Origin of the sequence: Vibrio sp. 10N.261.55.F4 (genome assembly GCF_041470465.1) — a bacterium.
GTDB classification, from domain to species: Bacteria; Pseudomonadota; Gammaproteobacteria; order Enterobacterales; family Vibrionaceae; genus Vibrio; species Vibrio crassostreae_C.
In genome coordinates this window covers 108,581-127,615 of sequence record NZ_JBFRMM010000010.1, presented here as the reverse complement: position 1 = coordinate 127,615, position 19,035 = coordinate 108,581, and the positions used below count along the sequence as shown (strand labels likewise).

The 19,035-nt window shown below is 44.0% G+C and carries 16 protein-coding genes and 1 pseudogene; 11 read left to right on the top strand and 6 right to left on the bottom strand.

All coding sequences use genetic code 11. The annotated features are described in order from the left end of the window. The first annotated feature begins 25 nt into the window (after nucleotides 1-25). Nucleotides 26-559, top strand: coding sequence for a YbhB/YbcL family Raf kinase inhibitor-like protein (locus tag AB4249_RS06885; protein ID WP_372102634.1), 534 nt, complete (start codon nucleotides 26-28; stop codon nucleotides 557-559). 131 nt (nucleotides 560-690) lie between these two features. Continuing rightward, on the top strand, nucleotides 691-1,503 hold the full coding sequence (locus tag AB4249_RS06880) for a helix-turn-helix transcriptional regulator (RefSeq protein ID WP_102568923.1): 813 nt from the start codon (nucleotides 691-693) through the stop codon (nucleotides 1,501-1,503). A gap of 14 nt (nucleotides 1,504-1,517) precedes the next feature. On the opposite strand, the gene AB4249_RS06875 is transcribed toward AB4249_RS06880, so the two are convergent. After that, on the bottom strand, nucleotides 1,518-2,711 hold the full coding sequence (locus tag AB4249_RS06875; RefSeq protein ID WP_372102632.1) for an MFS transporter: 1,194 nt from the start codon (nucleotides 2,709-2,711) through the stop codon (nucleotides 1,518-1,520). A 131-nt stretch (nucleotides 2,712-2,842) separates the two neighbouring features. On the opposite strand from AB4249_RS06875, the gene AB4249_RS06870 reads away from it, so the two are divergent. The 7 genes and pseudogenes from AB4249_RS06870 to AB4249_RS06840 all read left to right on the top strand — a co-directional run bounded on the left by AB4249_RS06870 (nucleotide 2,843) and on the right by AB4249_RS06840 (nucleotide 10,060). Then, nucleotides 2,843-4,174, top strand: coding sequence for a D-serine ammonia-lyase (locus AB4249_RS06870; protein WP_372102630.1), 1,332 nt, complete (start codon nucleotides 2,843-2,845; stop codon nucleotides 4,172-4,174). A gap of 255 nt (nucleotides 4,175-4,429) precedes the next feature. Continuing rightward, on the top strand, nucleotides 4,430-5,230 hold the full coding sequence (locus AB4249_RS06865; RefSeq protein ID WP_229647544.1) for a hypothetical protein: 801 nt from the start codon (nucleotides 4,430-4,432) through the stop codon (nucleotides 5,228-5,230). A 226-nt stretch (nucleotides 5,231-5,456) separates the two neighbouring features. Then, the gene (locus tag AB4249_RS06860; RefSeq protein WP_029235242.1) at nucleotides 5,457-5,918 is read left to right on the top strand and encodes a hypothetical protein; all 462 of its coding nucleotides are present in this window, start codon (nucleotides 5,457-5,459) and stop codon (nucleotides 5,916-5,918) included. Nucleotides 5,919-6,274: 356 nt separating this feature from the next. Next, a complete protein-coding gene (locus AB4249_RS06855; RefSeq protein ID WP_017072180.1) occupies nucleotides 6,275-7,138 on the top strand; it encodes a delta-class carbonic anhydrase in 864 nt (287 codons plus the stop codon). Nucleotides 7,139-7,372: 234 nt separating this feature from the next. Further along, nucleotides 7,373-7,999: a LysE family translocator gene (locus AB4249_RS06850; RefSeq protein ID WP_017066602.1), complete on the top strand. Its 627-nt coding sequence runs from the start codon at nucleotides 7,373-7,375 to the stop codon at nucleotides 7,997-7,999. Between the two features lie 226 nt (nucleotides 8,000-8,225). Then, a pseudogene (locus AB4249_RS06845) lies at nucleotides 8,226-9,080 on the top strand (DUF1214 domain-containing protein); the annotation flags it as partial. Nucleotides 9,081-9,517: 437 nt separating this feature from the next. Next, nucleotides 9,518-10,060 carry a type II secretion system protein gene (locus tag AB4249_RS06840; protein WP_372102666.1) on the top strand — a complete coding sequence of 181 codons (543 nt, stop codon included), beginning with the start codon at nucleotides 9,518-9,520 and terminating at the stop codon, nucleotides 10,058-10,060. A 95-nt stretch (nucleotides 10,061-10,155) separates the two neighbouring features. Here AB4249_RS06840 and AB4249_RS06835 read toward each other — a convergent pair whose 3' ends face one another. Then, nucleotides 10,156-11,538, bottom strand: coding sequence for an MATE family efflux transporter (locus AB4249_RS06835; RefSeq protein WP_372102627.1), 1,383 nt, complete (start codon nucleotides 11,536-11,538; stop codon nucleotides 10,156-10,158). Between the two features lie 383 nt (nucleotides 11,539-11,921). On the opposite strand from AB4249_RS06835, the gene AB4249_RS06830 reads away from it, so the two are divergent. Beyond that, nucleotides 11,922-12,689 carry an insecticidal delta-endotoxin Cry8Ea1 family protein gene (locus tag AB4249_RS06830; RefSeq protein ID WP_372083529.1) on the top strand — a complete coding sequence of 256 codons (768 nt, stop codon included), beginning with the start codon at nucleotides 11,922-11,924 and terminating at the stop codon, nucleotides 12,687-12,689. A gap of 92 nt (nucleotides 12,690-12,781) precedes the next feature. Here the strand turns inward: AB4249_RS06830 and AB4249_RS06825 are convergent, their stop codons facing one another. The 4 genes from AB4249_RS06825 to AB4249_RS06810 all read right to left on the bottom strand — a co-directional run bounded on the left by AB4249_RS06825 (nucleotide 12,782) and on the right by AB4249_RS06810 (nucleotide 17,735). Beyond that, the gene (locus tag AB4249_RS06825) at nucleotides 12,782-12,919 is read right to left on the bottom strand and encodes a hypothetical protein (protein WP_158009006.1); all 138 of its coding nucleotides are present in this window, start codon (nucleotides 12,917-12,919) and stop codon (nucleotides 12,782-12,784) included. 123 nt (nucleotides 12,920-13,042) lie between these two features. Beyond that, a complete protein-coding gene (gene gcvP, locus AB4249_RS06820; protein ID WP_299130861.1) occupies nucleotides 13,043-15,922 on the bottom strand; it encodes an aminomethyl-transferring glycine dehydrogenase in 2,880 nt (959 codons plus the stop codon). A gap of 88 nt (nucleotides 15,923-16,010) precedes the next feature. Further along, nucleotides 16,011-16,391, bottom strand: a complete 381-nt coding sequence (gcvH, locus tag AB4249_RS06815) for a glycine cleavage system protein GcvH (protein ID WP_004730871.1) — start codon at nucleotides 16,389-16,391, stop codon at nucleotides 16,011-16,013. Between the two features lie 51 nt (nucleotides 16,392-16,442). Continuing rightward, nucleotides 16,443-17,735, bottom strand: a complete 1,293-nt coding sequence (locus AB4249_RS06810; protein WP_372102625.1) for a serine hydroxymethyltransferase — start codon at nucleotides 17,733-17,735, stop codon at nucleotides 16,443-16,445. Between the two features lie 441 nt (nucleotides 17,736-18,176). Between AB4249_RS06810 and AB4249_RS06805 the strand changes: the two genes are divergently transcribed. Continuing rightward, nucleotides 18,177-18,800 carry a helix-turn-helix domain-containing protein gene (locus tag AB4249_RS06805; protein WP_102427964.1) on the top strand — a complete coding sequence of 208 codons (624 nt, stop codon included), beginning with the start codon at nucleotides 18,177-18,179 and terminating at the stop codon, nucleotides 18,798-18,800. Nucleotides 18,801-19,035 lie beyond the last annotated feature (235 nt).

Here is a 19,035-nt window from a genome sequence, read left to right as displayed (position 1 = left end):
CTCATACCTAATCAGAGGAACCACCATGAAAACACTCATTAAATCAGTATTGGCACTTAGTATCTTAACAGCTGGTTCGGCTCAGGCATTCGAATTAACGAGTCATGATATTCAAGAAGGTCACCCAATGGCGAAGACGTTTGAATATTCAAGTTGGGGTTGTGACGGCGAGAACTTGTCACCGCAGTTGATGTGGAAAGATGCTCCAGCAGGAACCAAAAGCTTTGCAATCACGGCTTATGATCCAGATGCACCAACTGAAAGTGGTTTCTGGCATTGGGTGGCGTTTGATATTCCAGCGACAGTGAGCGAGTTACCTCGCGGTGTCGATATCTCTAAAGTGGGTGGCAAAGAGGGCCGCATAGATTATGGAACGGTAGGTTTCGGTGGCGCTTGTCCTCCTGAAAAAGATGGTATGCACCGCTACCAGTTCACGGTTTGGGCATTGCCAACGGATAAGCTCAACCTAGACGAAAACACGCCGTCGGCTGTGGTTGGATTCACGTTGAACAGCATGGCTTTAGACAAAGCGAAACTGACTACAACTTACACACGTTAATGGCTTATGTACGTCAATAATTTGTATACGTTAATAGCTTTATACACGTTGATAATTTACACAAGCTAATAAAGCGACCAGTTATTGATGCGATAGCTGGTCGTTGATAATAAATAAACAAGGGGGATGAGATGAATCATCAATATCAAGTGACGATCTTTCGTGCAGAGCAGTTACAAAAACTGCGTAATGTGAGGATTCTATCTCCTAGTATCATTCAGATCATTACAGGCAGTAAGCGCCTGTTTTGGAGAGATTCAGCGGCAGAACTCTCACATTCTGAGCTGTTGTTGTGTGAGGCATCAGCTTCACTAAGTTTTGAGAACATGCCCCACAAAGGACGTTTCTTGTCGCGAGTATTCAGCTTTCAATTCCAACCTTCTCAAGGGATGCTTGATTTAAGTGAGGAACGCTCGAATGATCTGGGGCTGCCTACAGTACAAGCGGATCGTAGCTTACAAGACTCACTCAATGCCCTGTTTTCGTTTGATATACAGAGCATGAGTAAAGAGACCCAGCAGTTTTGGTTGCAGGGCTTATACCAGCAATTAGCCGAAAAAGGGGTGTTGCATCGATTGTTTGTCAGTGCCAACGTCTCTTTTAGCCAAAAGCTCAGCCATTACCTTTCACATTCACCGGACGAGAAACACCCGCTAGAGTCGGTGGCGGAACGCTTTGCGATGAGCCGCGCCACGCTTATCCGTAAATTGAAACTTGAAGGTATGCAATATCGTGAGGTGTTGGCTGAAGTTCGGTTGAGTCACGCGCTTTATCTGATGCAAAACGGACAGCAGAATGTGGCGATGTTGGCTCAGTCTTGCGGTTATCAATCGGAAGGGCGTTTTAGCCAGCGCTTTAAAGGGAAGTTTGGTTTGTCGCCAAGTGAATACATCAAAACCGTCGTCAGCAATAGAGTCGCGAGCAATAAAGTTGCGACGCCATAACCATTCTGTTTGTCCTAAACGCTCACTTTTTTGTCTCGTGCTGCCAGTGCTGCGAAAATCGTGCACGCAAATGCAACAGATGCGATCAGCAGAATCGGCACACTCCAAGAATCGGTTTGAGCATGAAGCTTACCCACCAGCGTTGGACCTGTTGCCGCTAAAGCATAACCAATTCCTTGCGCCATACCCGACAGCGATGCGGCTTGGCTGCTATTCGATGTACGTAAGCCGACAAAAGAGAGCGCAATAATAAACGTAGAGCAGTTGGCTAATCCAAACAGTCCCACCCAAAAGATCGCAAACTCAGGCAAGTACAGCAGCCCAATCAATCCAATAAATACACTCGAAGTACAAAGCGTAATGAGCCATTGTTGGTTATCGCTTTTACCTAAGAACGGCAGTAACAGCAATCCCGGAACCATAGTCGAAAATTGTAGAAATCCGTAGATATAACCCGCATCGATTTCGCTGTAGCCAAGGTCGTTCAAGATCTGTGGAAGCCAGCCTGCCAAAGAATAGAAGGTAAATGAGTTCAGCCCAAGAGCTAGTGTCACTTGCCATGCAACGCCACTCTTGATCATCTTTTTCATCGGAATCGGCTTTTCTTGATGCTTGTTATTGGTCGATATAGAAGAGCGTTTTCTGATTTTAGGCAACCAGATCATCAGAGCTAATATTGGGAATATTAGGTTCATTAACAGCGCTAATTGCCAACCCGTTATCTTAAATAAGGTTAGATTTGAAAACGGCACCATCAAACTTGAGCCTAACGTCGAACCGATGCCCATCGTAAAAATGTACAAAGAAGTGACTGTCGCAATACGAGTAGGGAAGCTAATTTTCACTACAACGGGCAACAACACGTTACCAATCGCGATACCAAGTCCAATCATTACTGTGCCGATGTATAACGTCGGAATTGCTCCAAAAGAGCGCAGTGTAATACCCGTAGTGATCAAAACTAAGCCTAAGAGCAGGCTAGGTTCTAGACCAATTCGTTGAGATATCTTGGTGACTAATGGTGAAAATAAGGCAAAAGTTAACAGTGGCAAAGCTGTTAAGAATCCAGCAGCCGACGACGTAAGGTTGAGGCCTTCCATAACCTGAGAAAGCACAGGAGCCAAGCTCGTAAAAGGCCCACGAAGGTTAAGTGCTAGGAATAGAATCCCTAACATGACGAAAATGCTATTACGAAGAGAGGCGCTCATAGGTTGTTCTACTGTTTGCTTATGAGAAGACAGGCTAGCCTACAGATCATTGAATGATTACACAAATACCGTTTAAATAGGTTTACTAATGACTGAACCAGCGTCGCGCGCTTTACCAAAAAAGGTAATCCATGACCATATTGAATACCCATAAACTCATCTCAGATTTCCCATTACTTCAACAATTGATTGCATTGGAAGAAGTGGTTTGGTTTAACCCAAATGTGACGACTCTGGAGCGCGGTTTACCTTATGTGGGATTAGGCGAACAAGATATTCATGATGCGAGTTTGAGGCTGCAAAGGTTTGCTCCTTATCTAGCCAAGGCGTTTCCGGAAACTCAAGTGACTAATGGCATCATCGAGTCTGAGCTTGCTGACATTCCATCTATGAAATCAGTATTGGAAGCGCATTATCAGCAGCCTATAAAAGGGTGTTTGATGATGAAGAAAGACAGCCATTTACCGATTTCAGGTTCAATCAAAGCTCGCGGTGGTATCTATGAAGTACTAACGCATGCCGAGAAGCTTGCCATTGACGCTGGGTTACTGTGTGAGAGCGATGACTACAGTAAGTTGCTCGAACCTGAATTTCGTGACTTCTTCCAACAATACAGCATTGCGGTAGGTTCAACGGGTAACCTAGGAATGTCGATTGGTATCATGAGTGCCAAGCTAGGTTTTACCGTGTCTGTTCATATGTCAGCAGACGCGAGAGCTTGGAAGAAAAGTAAACTGCGAGAGCACGGTGTTAACGTGGTCGAGTATCAACAAGATTATGGCGTTGCAGTAGAACAAGGACGGAAAGAGGCAGAACAAGACCCGCGCTGCTTCTTTATAGATGATGAAAACTCGCAAACCCTGTTCCTTGGCTACTCGGTGGCAGGGCAAAGGCTCAAACAGCAATTTGAACAACAACACATTTCAGTGGATAAAGAACATCCATTGTTTGTTTACTTGCCTTGTGGTGTGGGTGGCGGCCCCGGTGGTGTTGCATTTGGCTTGAAAATGGCTTTTGGTGATCACGTGCACTGTATTTTTGCTGAGCCAACCCATTCGCCTTGTATGTTGCTCGGTGTTCATACCGGTTTGCATGATGAGATTGCGGTGCAAGATCTGGGTATCGATAACCTCACCGCCGCAGACGGTTTGGCGGTAGGTCGGGCTTCAGGTTTCGTGGGTCGCGCGATGGAGCGCTTGCTTGATGGTTATTACACATTAACCGATGAACGCATGTATCAATTGCTAGGCGAACTGAACCAAGCAGAGGGTATTCAACTTGAACCTTCAGCGTTAGCGGGTATGCCAGGTGCGGTTTATGTTGAGCGAAATAGCGAATACCTTGCTCGTCTACAAATTGATGAATCGACGCTAGCGAATGCAACGCATCTTGTGTGGGCGACTGGTGGAGGCATGGTGCCAGAAGAAGAAATGGGCGCTTACTTGGCGAAGTCATCGGTTTAACCCTAAAGATTTTATAGGCTAAGATTTTTTAAAATATAAGCTTGTTAAAAATAACAGCGGTTAAAAAGATAAGTCATGATAGAAGAGTGTTGTTTATCGGTTGAACGCACTCTTTTTTACTCCTAAATCCAGTCGTTATTCAAACAATAACTTGCGCAGATCGTTATCCGAAACACACATTTTATAAATTAAGCTTCTTAGATGTTCTAACTATCAGTTAGGTTGAGTGGCATTCAACTTGATGGGGATTTAGCAATGCAAACGGATAAAGTGATGCAGACAAGACACATAAACACACCAGAAAAATTACTCCAGCGTTTAGATGCTATTGGGGAGTCTTTGGAAGCATCGGGTAAGGCTCATGCTTTGCTGGGATTGGGCTCAGTAGGTATTGAAACAGAACGACTTGATCAGTACTCAGATGTCGATTTTTTCGCAATAGTGCAAACAGGGCACAAGCAGTATTTCTTAGACAGTTTGCATTGGCTATCTGATATTCACTCAATCGACTACGCAGTGAGAAATACCGTCGATGGCTATAAAGTTCTGTACGCTGACGGAATCTTTTGTGAGTTTGCAGTGTTTGAACCCCACGAGTTAGCGCACATTCCGTTTGCTGAAGGGCGTATTGTTTGGCAGCAACATGAATTTGATACACAGTGTTGTGTTTCACCAATAAAAGGGGAGACAGACACTAATTCCCAAGATTGGATCATTGGTGAGGCTCTAACCAATCTTTATGTGGGTATGTCTCGTTATAACCGAGGCGAAAAGCTGTCGGGCAGTCGGTTCGTTCAATCTTACGCACTCGATCGTTTGATCGATCTTGTGGATCAAACTGAACAGTCTGAGCCTGAATTCGTTGATGAATTTATGTCGGATAGAAGGCTAGAAGCACGCTTCCCTAAGTTTGCCCAATTGCTACCAACCTTTACCCAAGGCTACGAGCGCACCGCTGAATCGGCACTTGCCCAACTAGCATTCCTCAACACCCACTTCGCAGTCAACCAAGCCATGTGTGACCGAATCTCTGAACTGTGTTCCAGTAAAGATTAAGCTTATAGCGTGTGAATCCCCAAGCCTAACTGACACCACCTTTCAGATGATAAGCGGCGGGCAACCTAATTGAGCTCTCGAATTATTATTCTTAAGCACTAAACCCGTACGCTTTTGTTTACTCTTCAAGACCGTGACTGTTCGTGTTTACTCCGCTTATCACTGGATGTCGTCAGCCAAATAAAATACAATCGAACAATGTTTTATTAATTCGTGCTTTATCATTATGATGAGAAACTTACTCATATTCATCGTTAGCCTGTTCTTCTTAACAGCCTGTTCTTCAACGAGTAATCATCAGCTAGACGACGAGACATTGAGCAACGAAGACGCTATGTCGAAAAGTATAGAGGGAGAGAGTAATCTCGAGACTTCAAAGGATACAAACGCTGAGACCAGCGTTGATTCTTCCCATGATTCAATCGTTAATCATCAACCACTCACTAACCTTGATTCAAATAAAGACACGATAGCTCACGCCAATGCAGAGCCAGAATCAGTGGAGCCTTCTCAAATAGAAGCGACAGAAACAACTGAAAGCGATGCTAAGAGTGGCGGTGAAAAAGGCATCGGAAGCTATTTTATTCGTCATAATAAACCGACTAAGACGGTGATTAAATCACTAGAGGGCGTGACAGATGCATTGAACGTCATGACGTTTGGGATATTTGCCACCGGTAACGGTTAAACCGTCAACCAAGAAAGCAAACCAATAGATAAAATGAGACGTGAAGACGATCCAAGTGGTTCGCCTTTTTTGATCTTCTAAATCTGGCCACCGTTCTTCCTAAGAATCGTGCTCACTTATCTGAGCGCTGAGTCAGGCGACGGTTAACGTAAATAGGAAATTATTCGTTCTGGAAGGGACTCGCCGAATTTACCCTGTTTGACTTGTTATATGCATCAAGGGTTCTAATACTCATCCCAAAGTAAGCAATGAAATCTAATCTTACAAAGACAAGTCTTATATTCACTTATGAGCATAGTAAGATGTTTGCTGTTAAGTCGGTTTGGGTTTAGTTATCAATATTCTAGGGAAGAAAAATGAAGAATAAGAGTGTGTTTTTAAGTGCCGCATTGGTGATGTTGTCAGCTCATGCAAATGCATCAGACGCGAACCATGAGTCTGTATCAGATGGAGTTATCGCAGAACAAAGAGCGAAGCTTTCTGAAAATACCCAAGGACAAGGTTTTGGACCGCAAGCTCCACGAGATTTGGGTTCATTAGAAGGTAAAAATACTAGGCTGTTCTCGGATGCCCCTGATTCAACAGCGATGAACTTATGTAATATTCACTTCCATAAAAATGCTGAGCATAAAGGTGGAGAGTTTACTCAATACGCTGGTAACGGTGATGGTAAGGGATTCCAGAGTGGCTTTAAATACACAGGCAAGCTGAGTTCTGCTGAGCTGAAACCATTTGAGGGCAAGGTTTGTCCGAGCGAGCATGGTTCTTTGCATTCGGGTGACACCATTGAAGTTCACTATGTTTATTCAACGGCGCAAGTTGAACCGGGTGAAACACTGGGTGCTTGTTTTAACGATGCGATTACCAACCCGCAACTGCGTGTAGAAACCCAAGTTTACGTATTAGTGAATGACGACAAAGCACCCGACTTTGAAGCGCTCGCTAAACATTCAAAAGTGAACGGCTTACACCAAGCACCAAACATCCCACAAGATACGGGCTCAGCGATCCAATACGCAGGCTCTACAACGGGTCCTGGTTATAATGAGCAAGGTTCACCTTTCCAAGTAACATGGAGCGTTAGACCACAAGTCGCGAAAGTAAATATCGCGACAGTAGGTAGCTGGTGTGAAGGCAATGACTTTAACGAAGATCACGCCCACGGTGTGAGAAATTTGGTGGTTAACCCTGAGTTGTTATCACCCATTCGTAACGACTAAACGATTCTGGCGAACAAAATGATTAAGGCGAGCCAATAGGTTCGCCTTTTTTATGCCCTAACGAAAAGTACTTAGGTTTAGGTTTAATTAAGTCTGGTGGGTAAATTACGTGCGACACTTATTCAATACATGAGTTGTGTAAATCGTATTTAGTAAAAAACGTTCTTTACCAGAATCGAAGCTCCATGATACGTTCATGATCAATTATGTTGGGTTATAGAAAAGGACAGTCCAATGTCATTAGAAAGTGCGATTACATTCTTTATTGCCATGTTTGTATTTGGTATTACTCCGGGGCCTGGCGTCTTTGCCATTTTAGCTCGTGCTATGGTTCAAGGATGGCGAAAGTGCGTCACGCTTTCGTTAGGTATGATATGCAGTGATCTTATTTACCTTGCGCTTGCCTGTTTCGGTCTAGCAACGATTGCCGAGAATTGGTCGATTGCGTTTGAGGTGATTCGCTATGTTGGTGCAGCTTATTTGATTTACTTGGGCTACAAGATGTTTAAGAGCCTGCCTGAAGTGCAAGGCTCTGCGGAACTTGCGGCCAAACAGAGTCAGAAATCTGAACTCGCGAGTTTCGCGCAAGGCTTTTTGATTTCAGCATCGAACCCTAAAGTGATTCTGTTTTATATTTCGTTCTTGCCGACTTTTATTGATCTGACTGTTCTGCGCTCACAAGATATCGTATTAGTTTCTGCTTTAGCATCTGTTGCTCTGATGTCAGGCTTAATGCTTATCGCTGTGGGCGCGGGCAGAATGGCAGGTTTGTTAAAAACGCCACGCGCACATAAAAGGTTAAACCAAAGTGCTGGTGGAATAATGATTGCTGCTGGCTCATATTTGGCGATCAATCGATAAATACGAATCTTTAAACAAAAAGGCGAACCGATGGGTTCGCCTTTTTAGTTGGATATAAATGCCATCGTTTAAACAGAGACTTGTTTGTTAGTCACAATGGTGCAATTATTTAACGAGTGATATTACTCAGATGCATGTCTTATGATGACTATCGAACAACAGCTTTCTCGGCTGGATCTAAACTTATTGGTGTCGTTAAGTGTTTTAATCAAAGAGAGGAACGTAACGCGAGCTAACGCCAACAGATGAACAGGATGTGGTTCGAATGAACCGAGACACCTACTACTCAATGGCAGTAATTAATGTATCAAAGGGGGCGACCGTCACGTTACCTGAGATCCCTGAAGGCAAGTACATGTCGATGGAAGTGATTACTGAAGATCACCGCATTCAGCCAATGCAATACGGTTCAGGTACGTTTGATCTTTCTACTCATAGCGGTGATCACGTTTACGTCATTGTTCGTACCGACGCGACATTCTCGAAAAATGAAGTTCATGAAATCCAAGATAAAATGAGCATTGATGCAAAAGCGGATGGCGAGTTTACTGCTATGCAAGTGGATGAGAAATCTTTTGAAGAGGTAGAGACGAGCCTTAAGATGGAAATGCCAACAATACTTAAGCGAGATGGCGCTCAAGCGACATTTGGTATGTTTACAAGCCCTGAAGATGCTTCAAAAGAGATGTTTACTAAAGAGAAATACGCAGTTGGCGCAGCTGTCGGTTGGGGAGGCGCACAGCTAGAAGATAACATCTATGAAATCTCTGGAAACTTCCCAACAGATACTTGTCATCAGGTAACTTTTGAAGACCCTAAAAACCAAGCGTTTTGGTCAGTAACGGTCTACAACAAGCAAGGCTTCATGTTTGATGATGTAGCGAATGTAAGCTCGAATACGGCTGATAAAAATGCAGACGGAACTTACACACTAAGTTTCGGCTGTGGTGATGGCGCTGTAAATAATATCAAAACCGAAAATGACTCTGGTGCGTTTAACTTAGCTTTCCGTCATTACATCCCAAGCCAGAAAGTACGCGATGGGTTCCGAGTGCTTCCTTACGTGAAAGCAGTGAACTAATGTTGCGATAGTCGTACAACGATTATAGATGCGCGTTATTACCAAATGGCAATAACGCGCTTTTTTATGGATTCTATTTCATTTCTTGCTTTCTTAAGTGTAGAAACACAAAGGGCGACTCAAAAATGGTCTAACTTTGATTATACGCAGCGAGCCTCAGTTCAAATAAATCAATTAAACCTTCTTCCATCGATACTTTCAGTTGCACCACGCATTTGATCGAATTTAAACCCGCTGACACCTTATGTGATAACGCTTCCAGTTATCTTTTCAGCCTCTAAAGGGAACAAATACCACAACCAGCGTTATAAAAAGCGATAGCCGTGGAGTGTTATGAGTCCTATTTGAGGCGTATAGTTATAGGTAATTCATTGGGTTATTGAATGTTTAAGTTATCAAAAGATGCGGATGTCATGAAGAAAAACGGATTTACTTTAATGGAATTAATCATCGTGATCGTGATACTCGGAGTATTAGCGGTAACGGCTGCTCCAAGATTCCTTGGTATTCAGGAATCAGCGAGAGAAGCGGTACTTGAAGGTGTTGCGGGTGCGATGGAAGGCGTGATCACGCAAGTGACTTCTAAAGCTATTATCGTTGGGCTTAACCCTGATGCATCAAACCCAGGAGATCAGAGCAACTATGTGATCGATTTTGGTATCGGTAGTGTTGAGGTTGACTGGGGCACACTTTGTCCGGAAAGCCGAGGGGAGTCGGGCGACAAATTGACGATGATCGATTTTATGACCTTATCAGATGATGACAGCTTAACTTCTGATTTTGGTAATCGACACACTGTGATCGGGTATGAATACGACTTTACCCAAGCTGAATTAGATAGTACGAACATAACGGATGCGGATCTAGAGACGCGCCAAGGTTGCTTTGTTCTTTATGACTCTTTTGGCCGAACAAATGGCAGCCAATGTCCTGATGAAGGATGTGAGTGTACAGTTCGTATTGTAAACAACAATTGTTAAACCGAACCCTGTAACTGATTTTAAGACTTCGAATAAAAAGCGCGTTATCGCCAATGGCAGTAACACGCTTTTTTGTATCAGTTTATTGGTTTATCTTAATTTGCTGTTACCGCATCTGCTGGTGGCAAGTCACGCTTCTTAATCACGTAACGTAAGCGAAGTAGCATCAGAGCGGCTGACACACTCAAGCCCGTTAGAATACCAATCCAAAAGCCTTCTTCACCCATTGCTGGAACAATGTGGTCTGTTAAGCCCAACACCATACCCAGTGGTAACGCTAAGCCCCAGTATGAAGCGATAGCTAAGATCATCGGGATCTTAGTATCTTTATAACCACGCAGTGCGCCGTTAGCAGAGGTTTGCAATGCATCACTGAATTGGTACATAGCGGTAAAGGTCAACAATACCGCTGCCGTTGCGCTAATTGCAGGGTCGGTGGTGTAAAGCCTAATGATCCACTCTGGGAACAGCAAGAACATTGCAACCGAAAGCAATGAAATCAAAGCTGCAACCAAGATACCTACTTTACTGCGTTCAATTGCGCCTAGTTCATCTTTCTCGCCTAGTGCATGCCCAACACGAATTGTAATGCCAAAAGAGATACTCATCGGAATCACGTAAGTTAGGCTCGAGATGTTAAGTGCAATTTGCGCGGCTGCCACGTTCTCTGCACCTATACGACCAATCATCAGTGCGATTACCGCAAAGATACTGCCACATACAGCGATGTTCATCCCGATAGGTAAACCTAATCTTAGAAGGTGAAGCATCTCTTTTGCTTTTGGCTTCGCATCTGAAAACTTGATGATGGTCTTGTAGTGGTGATGACCTTTAATGTAGGAATACAGCATTCCCGACATTAACCAATACACCAAACTTGTTGCCCAACCACAACCCACAGCGCCCATTTCAGGGAAGCCAAACTTACCGTAAATAAGCACGTAGTTGACTGGAATATTAATCAGCAAACCTATTACCGAAATGATCATCGGCACTTTGGTGTTGTTCATACCTTCACAGAAGCCGTTCAAGGTGTAGAACAGGGCAATACCCGGTACACCAAAGGCTAGGGCAAACGCATAGTCACTGCCAATTGGAATGATCTCAGCGGCTACGCCAATCCATTCTAAGATCGGTTTCGCACTCACCAAGTAAGCGATAAGCAGTACGCTAGCAATTAATGCCAACCAAACCATCTGGAAGAACTCGACAGAGATACTTTGAAAGTCACGTGCGCCGCGGTGGTAAGCGACAACAGGCGTTAACGCCATAATCACCCCACGCAGTAGCAGCAACACAGGAATCCAAAGGCTGGTGCCAAGTGCAATAGCGGCGAGATCGGCAGGGCTTACTTGGCCAGCCATTGTCGTATCGACAAATCCCATCGCTTGGGTAGCTATTTGAGTCAAAATGATTGGAACCGAAAGATGCATAAGTGCACCCGATTCACGAGTAAAAGGACGAAATTTCGTTAGCATGGAAGTTCACAACACCAATATAAATACACGAATGATGGCAGGATGGCCGGTGTGTATTTTAGGATGTGCCCCGTTGGGCGGGCGACAATATAAACACCTTACCGTATAGGGTCAAGTTTTGGATTTATAGAGTTCAACTCACTCTGAGATAGTCACGGGTTCTGATGGTTAAAACACATCTCTAACGCGCGTAAGTTAATGATTTTGTGGGAATCATACTCGACCGATAAATTCTATATTTGCCACGCTAATCACTGAGGCGACGGTATAAGTGGTTGTTATGGATAGATAAAGGTTAGTACAATTGATGGCATAAGTAGCTAGATAGAAGAATTCTGTATTTAAATGCAGAATTTTTCTATCTAATAGCTGTTAGGCAAAATATGAAGGAAAGTAAGAAATTGAACAAATTAATAATAATGTTATTGCTAATAGTTTGTCCTGCGGTAGCTTCAGAGCCAGCTTCTGATTTAACAATAGCTAATGAACAGATAGCATTATTAAAGCAGCAAGTGGCGATGATGAAAGAACATCAAGAGTCTTTACTAGGTACCATTCACTGGACTTTAGGTACCGTAATTACAGTCGGTATATTCTTAATTGGTTACAATTGGTTTTCTAATTTTAAAGCATATGAACGTGATAAAGAAGCATTGAAAGTAGAGCTCAAGTCAGCAGTTAACGTCGAACTCGAACATTCAAAAACAGAAGTTCATATGATCGTTGATAATATGAAAGGGGCACTGCAGACACTCGTTGACGATAAGGTTACACCGCTTTCAAGAAATTTAGAAACAAAGCTAAACTCTCGATACAACTCTTTAAACAATGATATTTTGCGGTTAAGTATTTATCGCCATGAGCAAGAGAGGTTAAGTTGGAATGAGCAAAAAGTATACGTTAACGCGTTAAGTTCTTCTCTTAATATTATAAATACGAGTATTACGTTAAATGATGAATGGTTACTAGCAACAGGTATTGATAACCTTCTTGAAGACTTAAATTCAATTTTGAAAAAAGAGTGTAATGTTTATCCTGATGCAGAGCTTATTCGTAATACAGTGATTGCTCTTGATAAACTGCCTTCTGAACACGCATTATCAGTGAAATCGAGTAAAGAAAAGATCTCACAAATATCAGCAGTTGCCTAACAAACGACAGTGGCGCCAATATCCAACTTGGCGCTATTTATCTTGTTCATACCATCACTTCTTAGCTTCAAACCTAGCTCTATATAAACCTCTCACTGCCACAACGCCAGCAGAAACACAAAAAGACCAATTCCAAGCGTGACTTTTAGAAGCAAGCCAAGAGGGGCTCCACCTTTTGGCGCTTTGTTACAACATCCCATCATCGTTTCCTCATTCATCATTGGATTCATTTCACCTTAAACCTTTCCCTTACGGTAAGGTCAATGCATTTGTAGACCTTGAATTTCAGACAACAAAAAGGCGAACCGTTTGGTTCGCCTTTGTTATGTTTTGCTGCATAGAGCCGCTACGAATTAGTCTTCGTAGTTATCGATGCTTGGACAAGAACAGATTAGGTTACGGTCGCCGTATACGTTGTCTACACGGTTAACAGTAGGCCAGTACTTCGAGTTCTTCGTTGCTTTCGATGGGAAGCAAGCCAGTTCGCGAGAGTAAGGGCGATCCCATTCAGCGCCTGAAAGGTCAACTTGTGTATGCGGTGCATTCACTAGAGGGTTGTTGTCTAGTGGCCATTCACCCGCTTTTACTGCTGCCATTTCGTGACGGATTGCGATCATCGCTTCACAGAAACGGTCTAGCTCTTCTAAATCTTCTGATTCAGTTGGCTCTACCATTAGTGTGCCAGCTACTGGGAAAGACATAGTAGGCGCGTGGAAACCAAAGTCCATTAGACGCTTAGCAATATCTTCTTCACTGATGCCTGTGTCTTCTTTAAGTGGACGAATATCGATAATACATTCGTGCGCTACGCGGCCGTTAGTGCCACGGTAAAGAACAGGGTAGTGAGGACGTAGTTTTTCCATCACGTAGTTCGCGTTCAGAATCGCTACTTTCGTTGCGTCTGTTAGGCCAGGTTCGCCCATCATTGCGATGTAAGCCCAAGAGATAGGTAGAATTGAAGCACTACCTAAATCTGCTGCTGATACCGCGTAGTCAGAACCTTGTACACCATTTTCGATGTGACCTGGTAGGAAAGGCGCTAGGTGCGATTTAACACCGATAGGACCCATACCCGGACCGCCACCACCGTGTGGGATACAGAATGTTTTGTGTAGGTTCAAGTGAGATACGTCTGAACCGATGAAGCCAGGTGAAGTTAGGCCTACTTGAGCGTTCATGTTCGCGCCGTCTAGGTAAACCTGACCGCCCGCTGCGTGAACTTGTTCACACACTTCTTTCACTTGCTCTTCGTATACGCCGTGCGTAGAAGGGTAAGTGATCATGATGCTTGATAGGTTGTCTTTGTGCTTCTCGATTTTCGCTGCTAGGTCTGTCATGTCGATGTTGCCATCTTCATCACACTTAACTACCACTACCTTCATTGAAACCATAGATGCCGTTGCAGGGTTAGTACCGTGCGCAGAGCTTGGAATCAGGCAAACGTTACGGTGAGCTTCACCGCGGCTTGCGTGGTAACGTTGAATAGCGATTAGACCTGCGTATTCACCAGATGCACCAGAGTTAGGCTGTAGTGAGAAATCGTCGTAACCAGTGATTTCACATAGCTTCTCTTTAAGATCTTTCGCTAGTGCTGTGTAACCCGCTGCTTGATCAAGAGGTGCGAATGGGTGAATTGAACCAAACTCAGGCCATGTTACTGGAATCATCTCAGCAGCAGCGTTCAGCTTCATCGTACAGCTGCCCAGTGGGATCATGCCGTGCGTTAGTGAGAAGTCTTTGTTCTCAAGCTGTTTTAGGTAACGCATCATTTGCGTTTCGCTGTGGTGCGTGTTGAATACTGGGTGAGTTAGGAACTCTGATTCACGACGGCAGTTTTCTGGAATTGCTGCAAACTCGTTTGATGCAATGTCAGAAGATAATGCTTGAACGTCTTCTTTCACGTCGAAGATAGCGAACAATGCGTTCACGTCGTCGATCGTTGTTGTTTCATCTAAGCTGATACCGATCTTACCTTTAAGAAGGCGAAGGTTGATGTCTGCTGCTTGCGCTTTTGCGTACAGTGCATCTGTCTTCTCTTCTGAGTTGATTGTGATGGTATCGAAGAAGCTGTTGTTCGTTAGCTCGTAACCCGCTTTAGTCAGGCCAGCCGCTAGGATAGCTGTCATGTGGTGTGTACGACGAGCGATAGTACGTAGGCCTTCTGCACCGTGGTAAACCGCGTAGAAAGACGCCATGTTTGCTAGAAGTGCTTGAGCTGTACAGATGTTCGATGTCGCTTTTTCGCGGCGGATGTGTTGCTCACGAGTTTGCATCGCCATACGTAGCGCTTGGTTACCGTGCGTATCGATCGAAACACCGATTACGCGACCTGGCATTGTACGCTTATGCTTTTCACGAGTACCCATGAATGCAGCGTGTGGACCGCCGTAACCCATAGGAACACCGAAACGTTGTGCGCTGCCGATAACTACGTCTGCGCCCATCTCGCCCGCAGGCTTAAGTAAAGCAGAAGCAAGTAGGTCAGTAGCAACTGTAACTAGTGTTTTGTTAGCTTGAGCTTTCGCAATGATGTCTGTTAGATCACGAACTTCGCCTGTTGTGCCAGGGTATTGAACTAACGCACCAAATACGTCTTGCTCTGGAAGTGTTTCAAGAGCGCCAACCATTACTTCAAAACCGATGTACTCAGCACGAGTTTTAACAACTTCTAGTGTTTGAGGGTGAACATCGTCAGCAACGAAGAATACTTTGCTCTTGCTTTTACCAGCACGCTTACACAGTGTCATTGCTTCGCCAGCCGCTGTCGCTTCATCAAGAAGAGACGCGTTCGCGATTTCCATACCAGTTAAGTCCATTACCATTTGTTGGTAATTCAGTAGAGCTTCAAGACGACCTTGAGAAATCTCTGGTTGGTATGGTGTGTAAGCTGTGTACCAGCCTGGGTTCTCTAAAACGTTACGTAGAATAACGTTTGGAGTGAATGTGTTGTAGTAGCCTTGGCCAATGAAAGTACGTTTCACTTGGTTTAGGTTAGCGATCTCTTTAAGAGAGGTCAGCATGTCCATTTCGCTCAATGGAGCAGCAAGTGTCATTGGTTTTTCAAGACGGATTTGTGCAGGAACCGTTTCGTCGATCAGTGCGTCTAGGCTAGTCGCGTTGATCGCTTCAAGCATTTTTTGCTGGTCTGCTTTATTCGGGCCGTTATGACGAGCAACAAACTCGTTTTGCGTACCCAAGTCTTTCAGTAATTGGCTTTGAAGTAATTCAGTCATGATATGTTCTACTTTCTCTCTGGAGCCGTGAGCTAGCCCCTAAAATTAAGCTGCTCCAAAGAGCAGCTTTATCGTAATGAGGAACCTATTAGTCTTCTTCGATAGAGCTTAGGTATTCTTCCGCATCTTTAAGGTTGTTTAGTTCAGACGCATCAGACATCTTCACTTTAACAATCCAACCACCTTCATAAGATTCTTCGTTAATTAACTCTGGGCTATCTTCTAATTCTTCGTTGATTTCTACGATTTCGCCAGAGATTGGTGCGTAGATATCAGAAGCTGCTTTCACTGATTCAACTAGAGAGAAGCTTTCGCCAGCTTCGATTTCGTCTCCAGTGTCAGGCAGGTCAACAAACACAACGTCACCTAGCATCTCTTGAGCGTGCTCAGAAATACCGATAGTTACAGTACCGTCACCGTTGTCTTTTACCCACTCGTGGCTGTCTGCAAACTTTAGTGTATTGTCCATTGCTTATTCTCCAAAAATTTATGAGGTTTTAATTTAAATCTTAAAAACGGTTTAACGGTAAAGAGGGAAGCGCTTGCAAAGCTCTTTAACTTGCTTGCGAACACGTTGCTCAACTTCAGCATTGCCTTCAGGGCTTTCAACTAAGCCATCAAGTACATCGCCGATCCATTCACCGATAAGTTTGAATTCTTCAGTGCCAAAACCACGAGTGGTTCCAGCTGGCGTGCCTAAACGGATACCAGAAGTAATCATAGGCTTCTCTGTATCGAATGGTATGCCATTTTTGTTACATGTGATCCCTGCACGCTCTAATGCTTCTTCAGTTACGTTACCTTTCAAGCCCTTAGGACGAAGATCAACCAGCATTAGGTGCGTGTCAGTTCCGCCTGTCACAATGTCACAACCGCGAGTTTGCAACACTTCAGCAAGAACTTTTGCGTTGTCGATCACTGAATCAATATAAGTATTAAATTCTGGACCAAGTGCCTCGCCAAACGCCACTGCTTTAGCCGCGATAACGTGCATTAATGGGCCACCTTGAAGGCCAGGGAACACTGCAGAGTTGATCTTTTTGTTGATGTCTTCGTGGTTAGTCAGAATCATGCCGCCGCGTGGGCCACGAAGTGTTTTGTGCGTTGTTGTAGTCACAACGTGTGCGTGTGGTAGTGGGCTAGGGTGAGCACCTGTCGCGATAAGACCCGCGATGTGTGCCATATCGACCATTAGGATAGCGCCAACTTCGTCAGCGATTTCTCGGAACTTAGCGAAATCAATAACGCGTGGGATAGCACTACCACCAGCAATAATCATTTTAGGTTGGCTTTCAATTGCTAAAGCGCGAACCGCTTCGTAATCGATTTCAAGTGTGTCGCGGTCTACGCCATATTGAACTGCGTTGAACCACTTACCAGACATTGCAGGGCGCGCACCGTGTGTAAGGTGACCACCAGCGTCTAGAGACATACCTAGGATAGTGTCGCCAGGTTGAAGTAGGGCAAGTTTAACTGCGCCGTTCGCTTGAGCGCCAGAGTGAGGCTGTACGTTTACGTATTCACATTTGAACAGCTGCTTAGCACGTTCAATCGCAATAGCTTCTACTGTATCTACGTGCTCACAACCACCGTAGTAACGACGACCTGGGTAGCCTTCTGCGTATTTGTTGGTAAGGCAAGTGCCTTGAGCTTGCATTACTGCTTTAGAAACGATGTTCTCAGAAGCAATAAGTTCTATTTGTTCGTTTTGACGAGTGTTCTCTGCTTGGATTCCAGCAAATACTGCGTCGTCAGTCGCAGATAGGTTCGTAGAGAAAAAACTGTCTAAGCTATGATTTTGATAAGCGTTCATTGTCGAGACCTTTCATTAAGCTAATGGTGATTGTTTTTATAGTCCATTAGGTCTTACGTTGATTTCTGCATCGGTATCGTTTGCGTTATATAGGTGTATAAATAGTGCGTTGCTTCTTATTTATACGACCATAGCGTCAAAGCGATCGTTGTAGGGTCAATGCAGCACGAATTGGTTCCCAAAAATTTCGGGTAAAAAAACAGCTCTTACAAATGTTAAATCTATCACTTGCTGCAAGCTGAAGTAGCATCTCTTCATCTAACAAGTCGATAACATAGCTCCGATAAAATCAATTTTCAACAAAAATTTCCAATAGGAAACAGATTTTCTCGTTTTGCTACAGGGAGCACGCTTTATTTCCCTGTGTGCTCTTTAATCAACAAAGCGCTTCATGCAACAATGAAATCAATAGACAGGAAGTAAGAAATGAATGAGGGACCTATGTCAGAAGACATTTATGATGAGTACCCATCTTTAACGTTGGCGAAAGAGACGTTAGATCAGAATATCGAACCACTTAGGCTCGGCCAGCGTATTAAAGATATCCGCAGCAAGCTGGGCATTACGTTAGAAGAGGCGAGCCAACGTACTGGTTTGGCGCGCTCTACGCTGAGTAAAATCGAGAACGAACAAATCTCACCGACGTTCCAAGCGATGCAGAAATTGGCTATGGGTTTGCAAATTGATATGCCGCAACTCTTTGAGCCACCAAGAAAAAAGGTTGCCACAGGACGTCGTGACTTAACTAAAGCAGGTCAGGGTAAACCTCACCCAACTCCGACTTACGAGCATGAACTGCTCGCGACAGAACTTTCGAATAAGAAGATGATGCCGTTCAAGAGCCGAGTGAGAGCACGCACCTTTGAAGAGTATAACGATTGGGTTCGCCACGATGGTGAGGAGTTCTTGATGGTGATCTCTGGTGATGTGATGTTCTACTCAGAATTCTATGAGCCGGTACCCATGAGCGAAGGTGACAGCATGTATTACGATGCCAATATGGGTCACATGCTTATCTCGACTAGCGCAGAAGACGCGCTCATTTTGTGGGTGACAGCAAAATAAATTAACAAAGGTCGAATTTCTTATAGTGGATGCAAACGTTTGCTTTTGTTTCTAACGTTTGCTAAATGACGCGATATTGATGTGAAAATCATCAATATCGCGTTTTTGTATGCATCGAATAATTGTTTTTAAATTGTTAAATGTCACATTTTGAGCCGTTTTAATCTTGTTAAGGGTGTAAAACTGACTCAGCCTTGTTTATTATAGTGAACACGGTTTACTCATGTTGATTGAA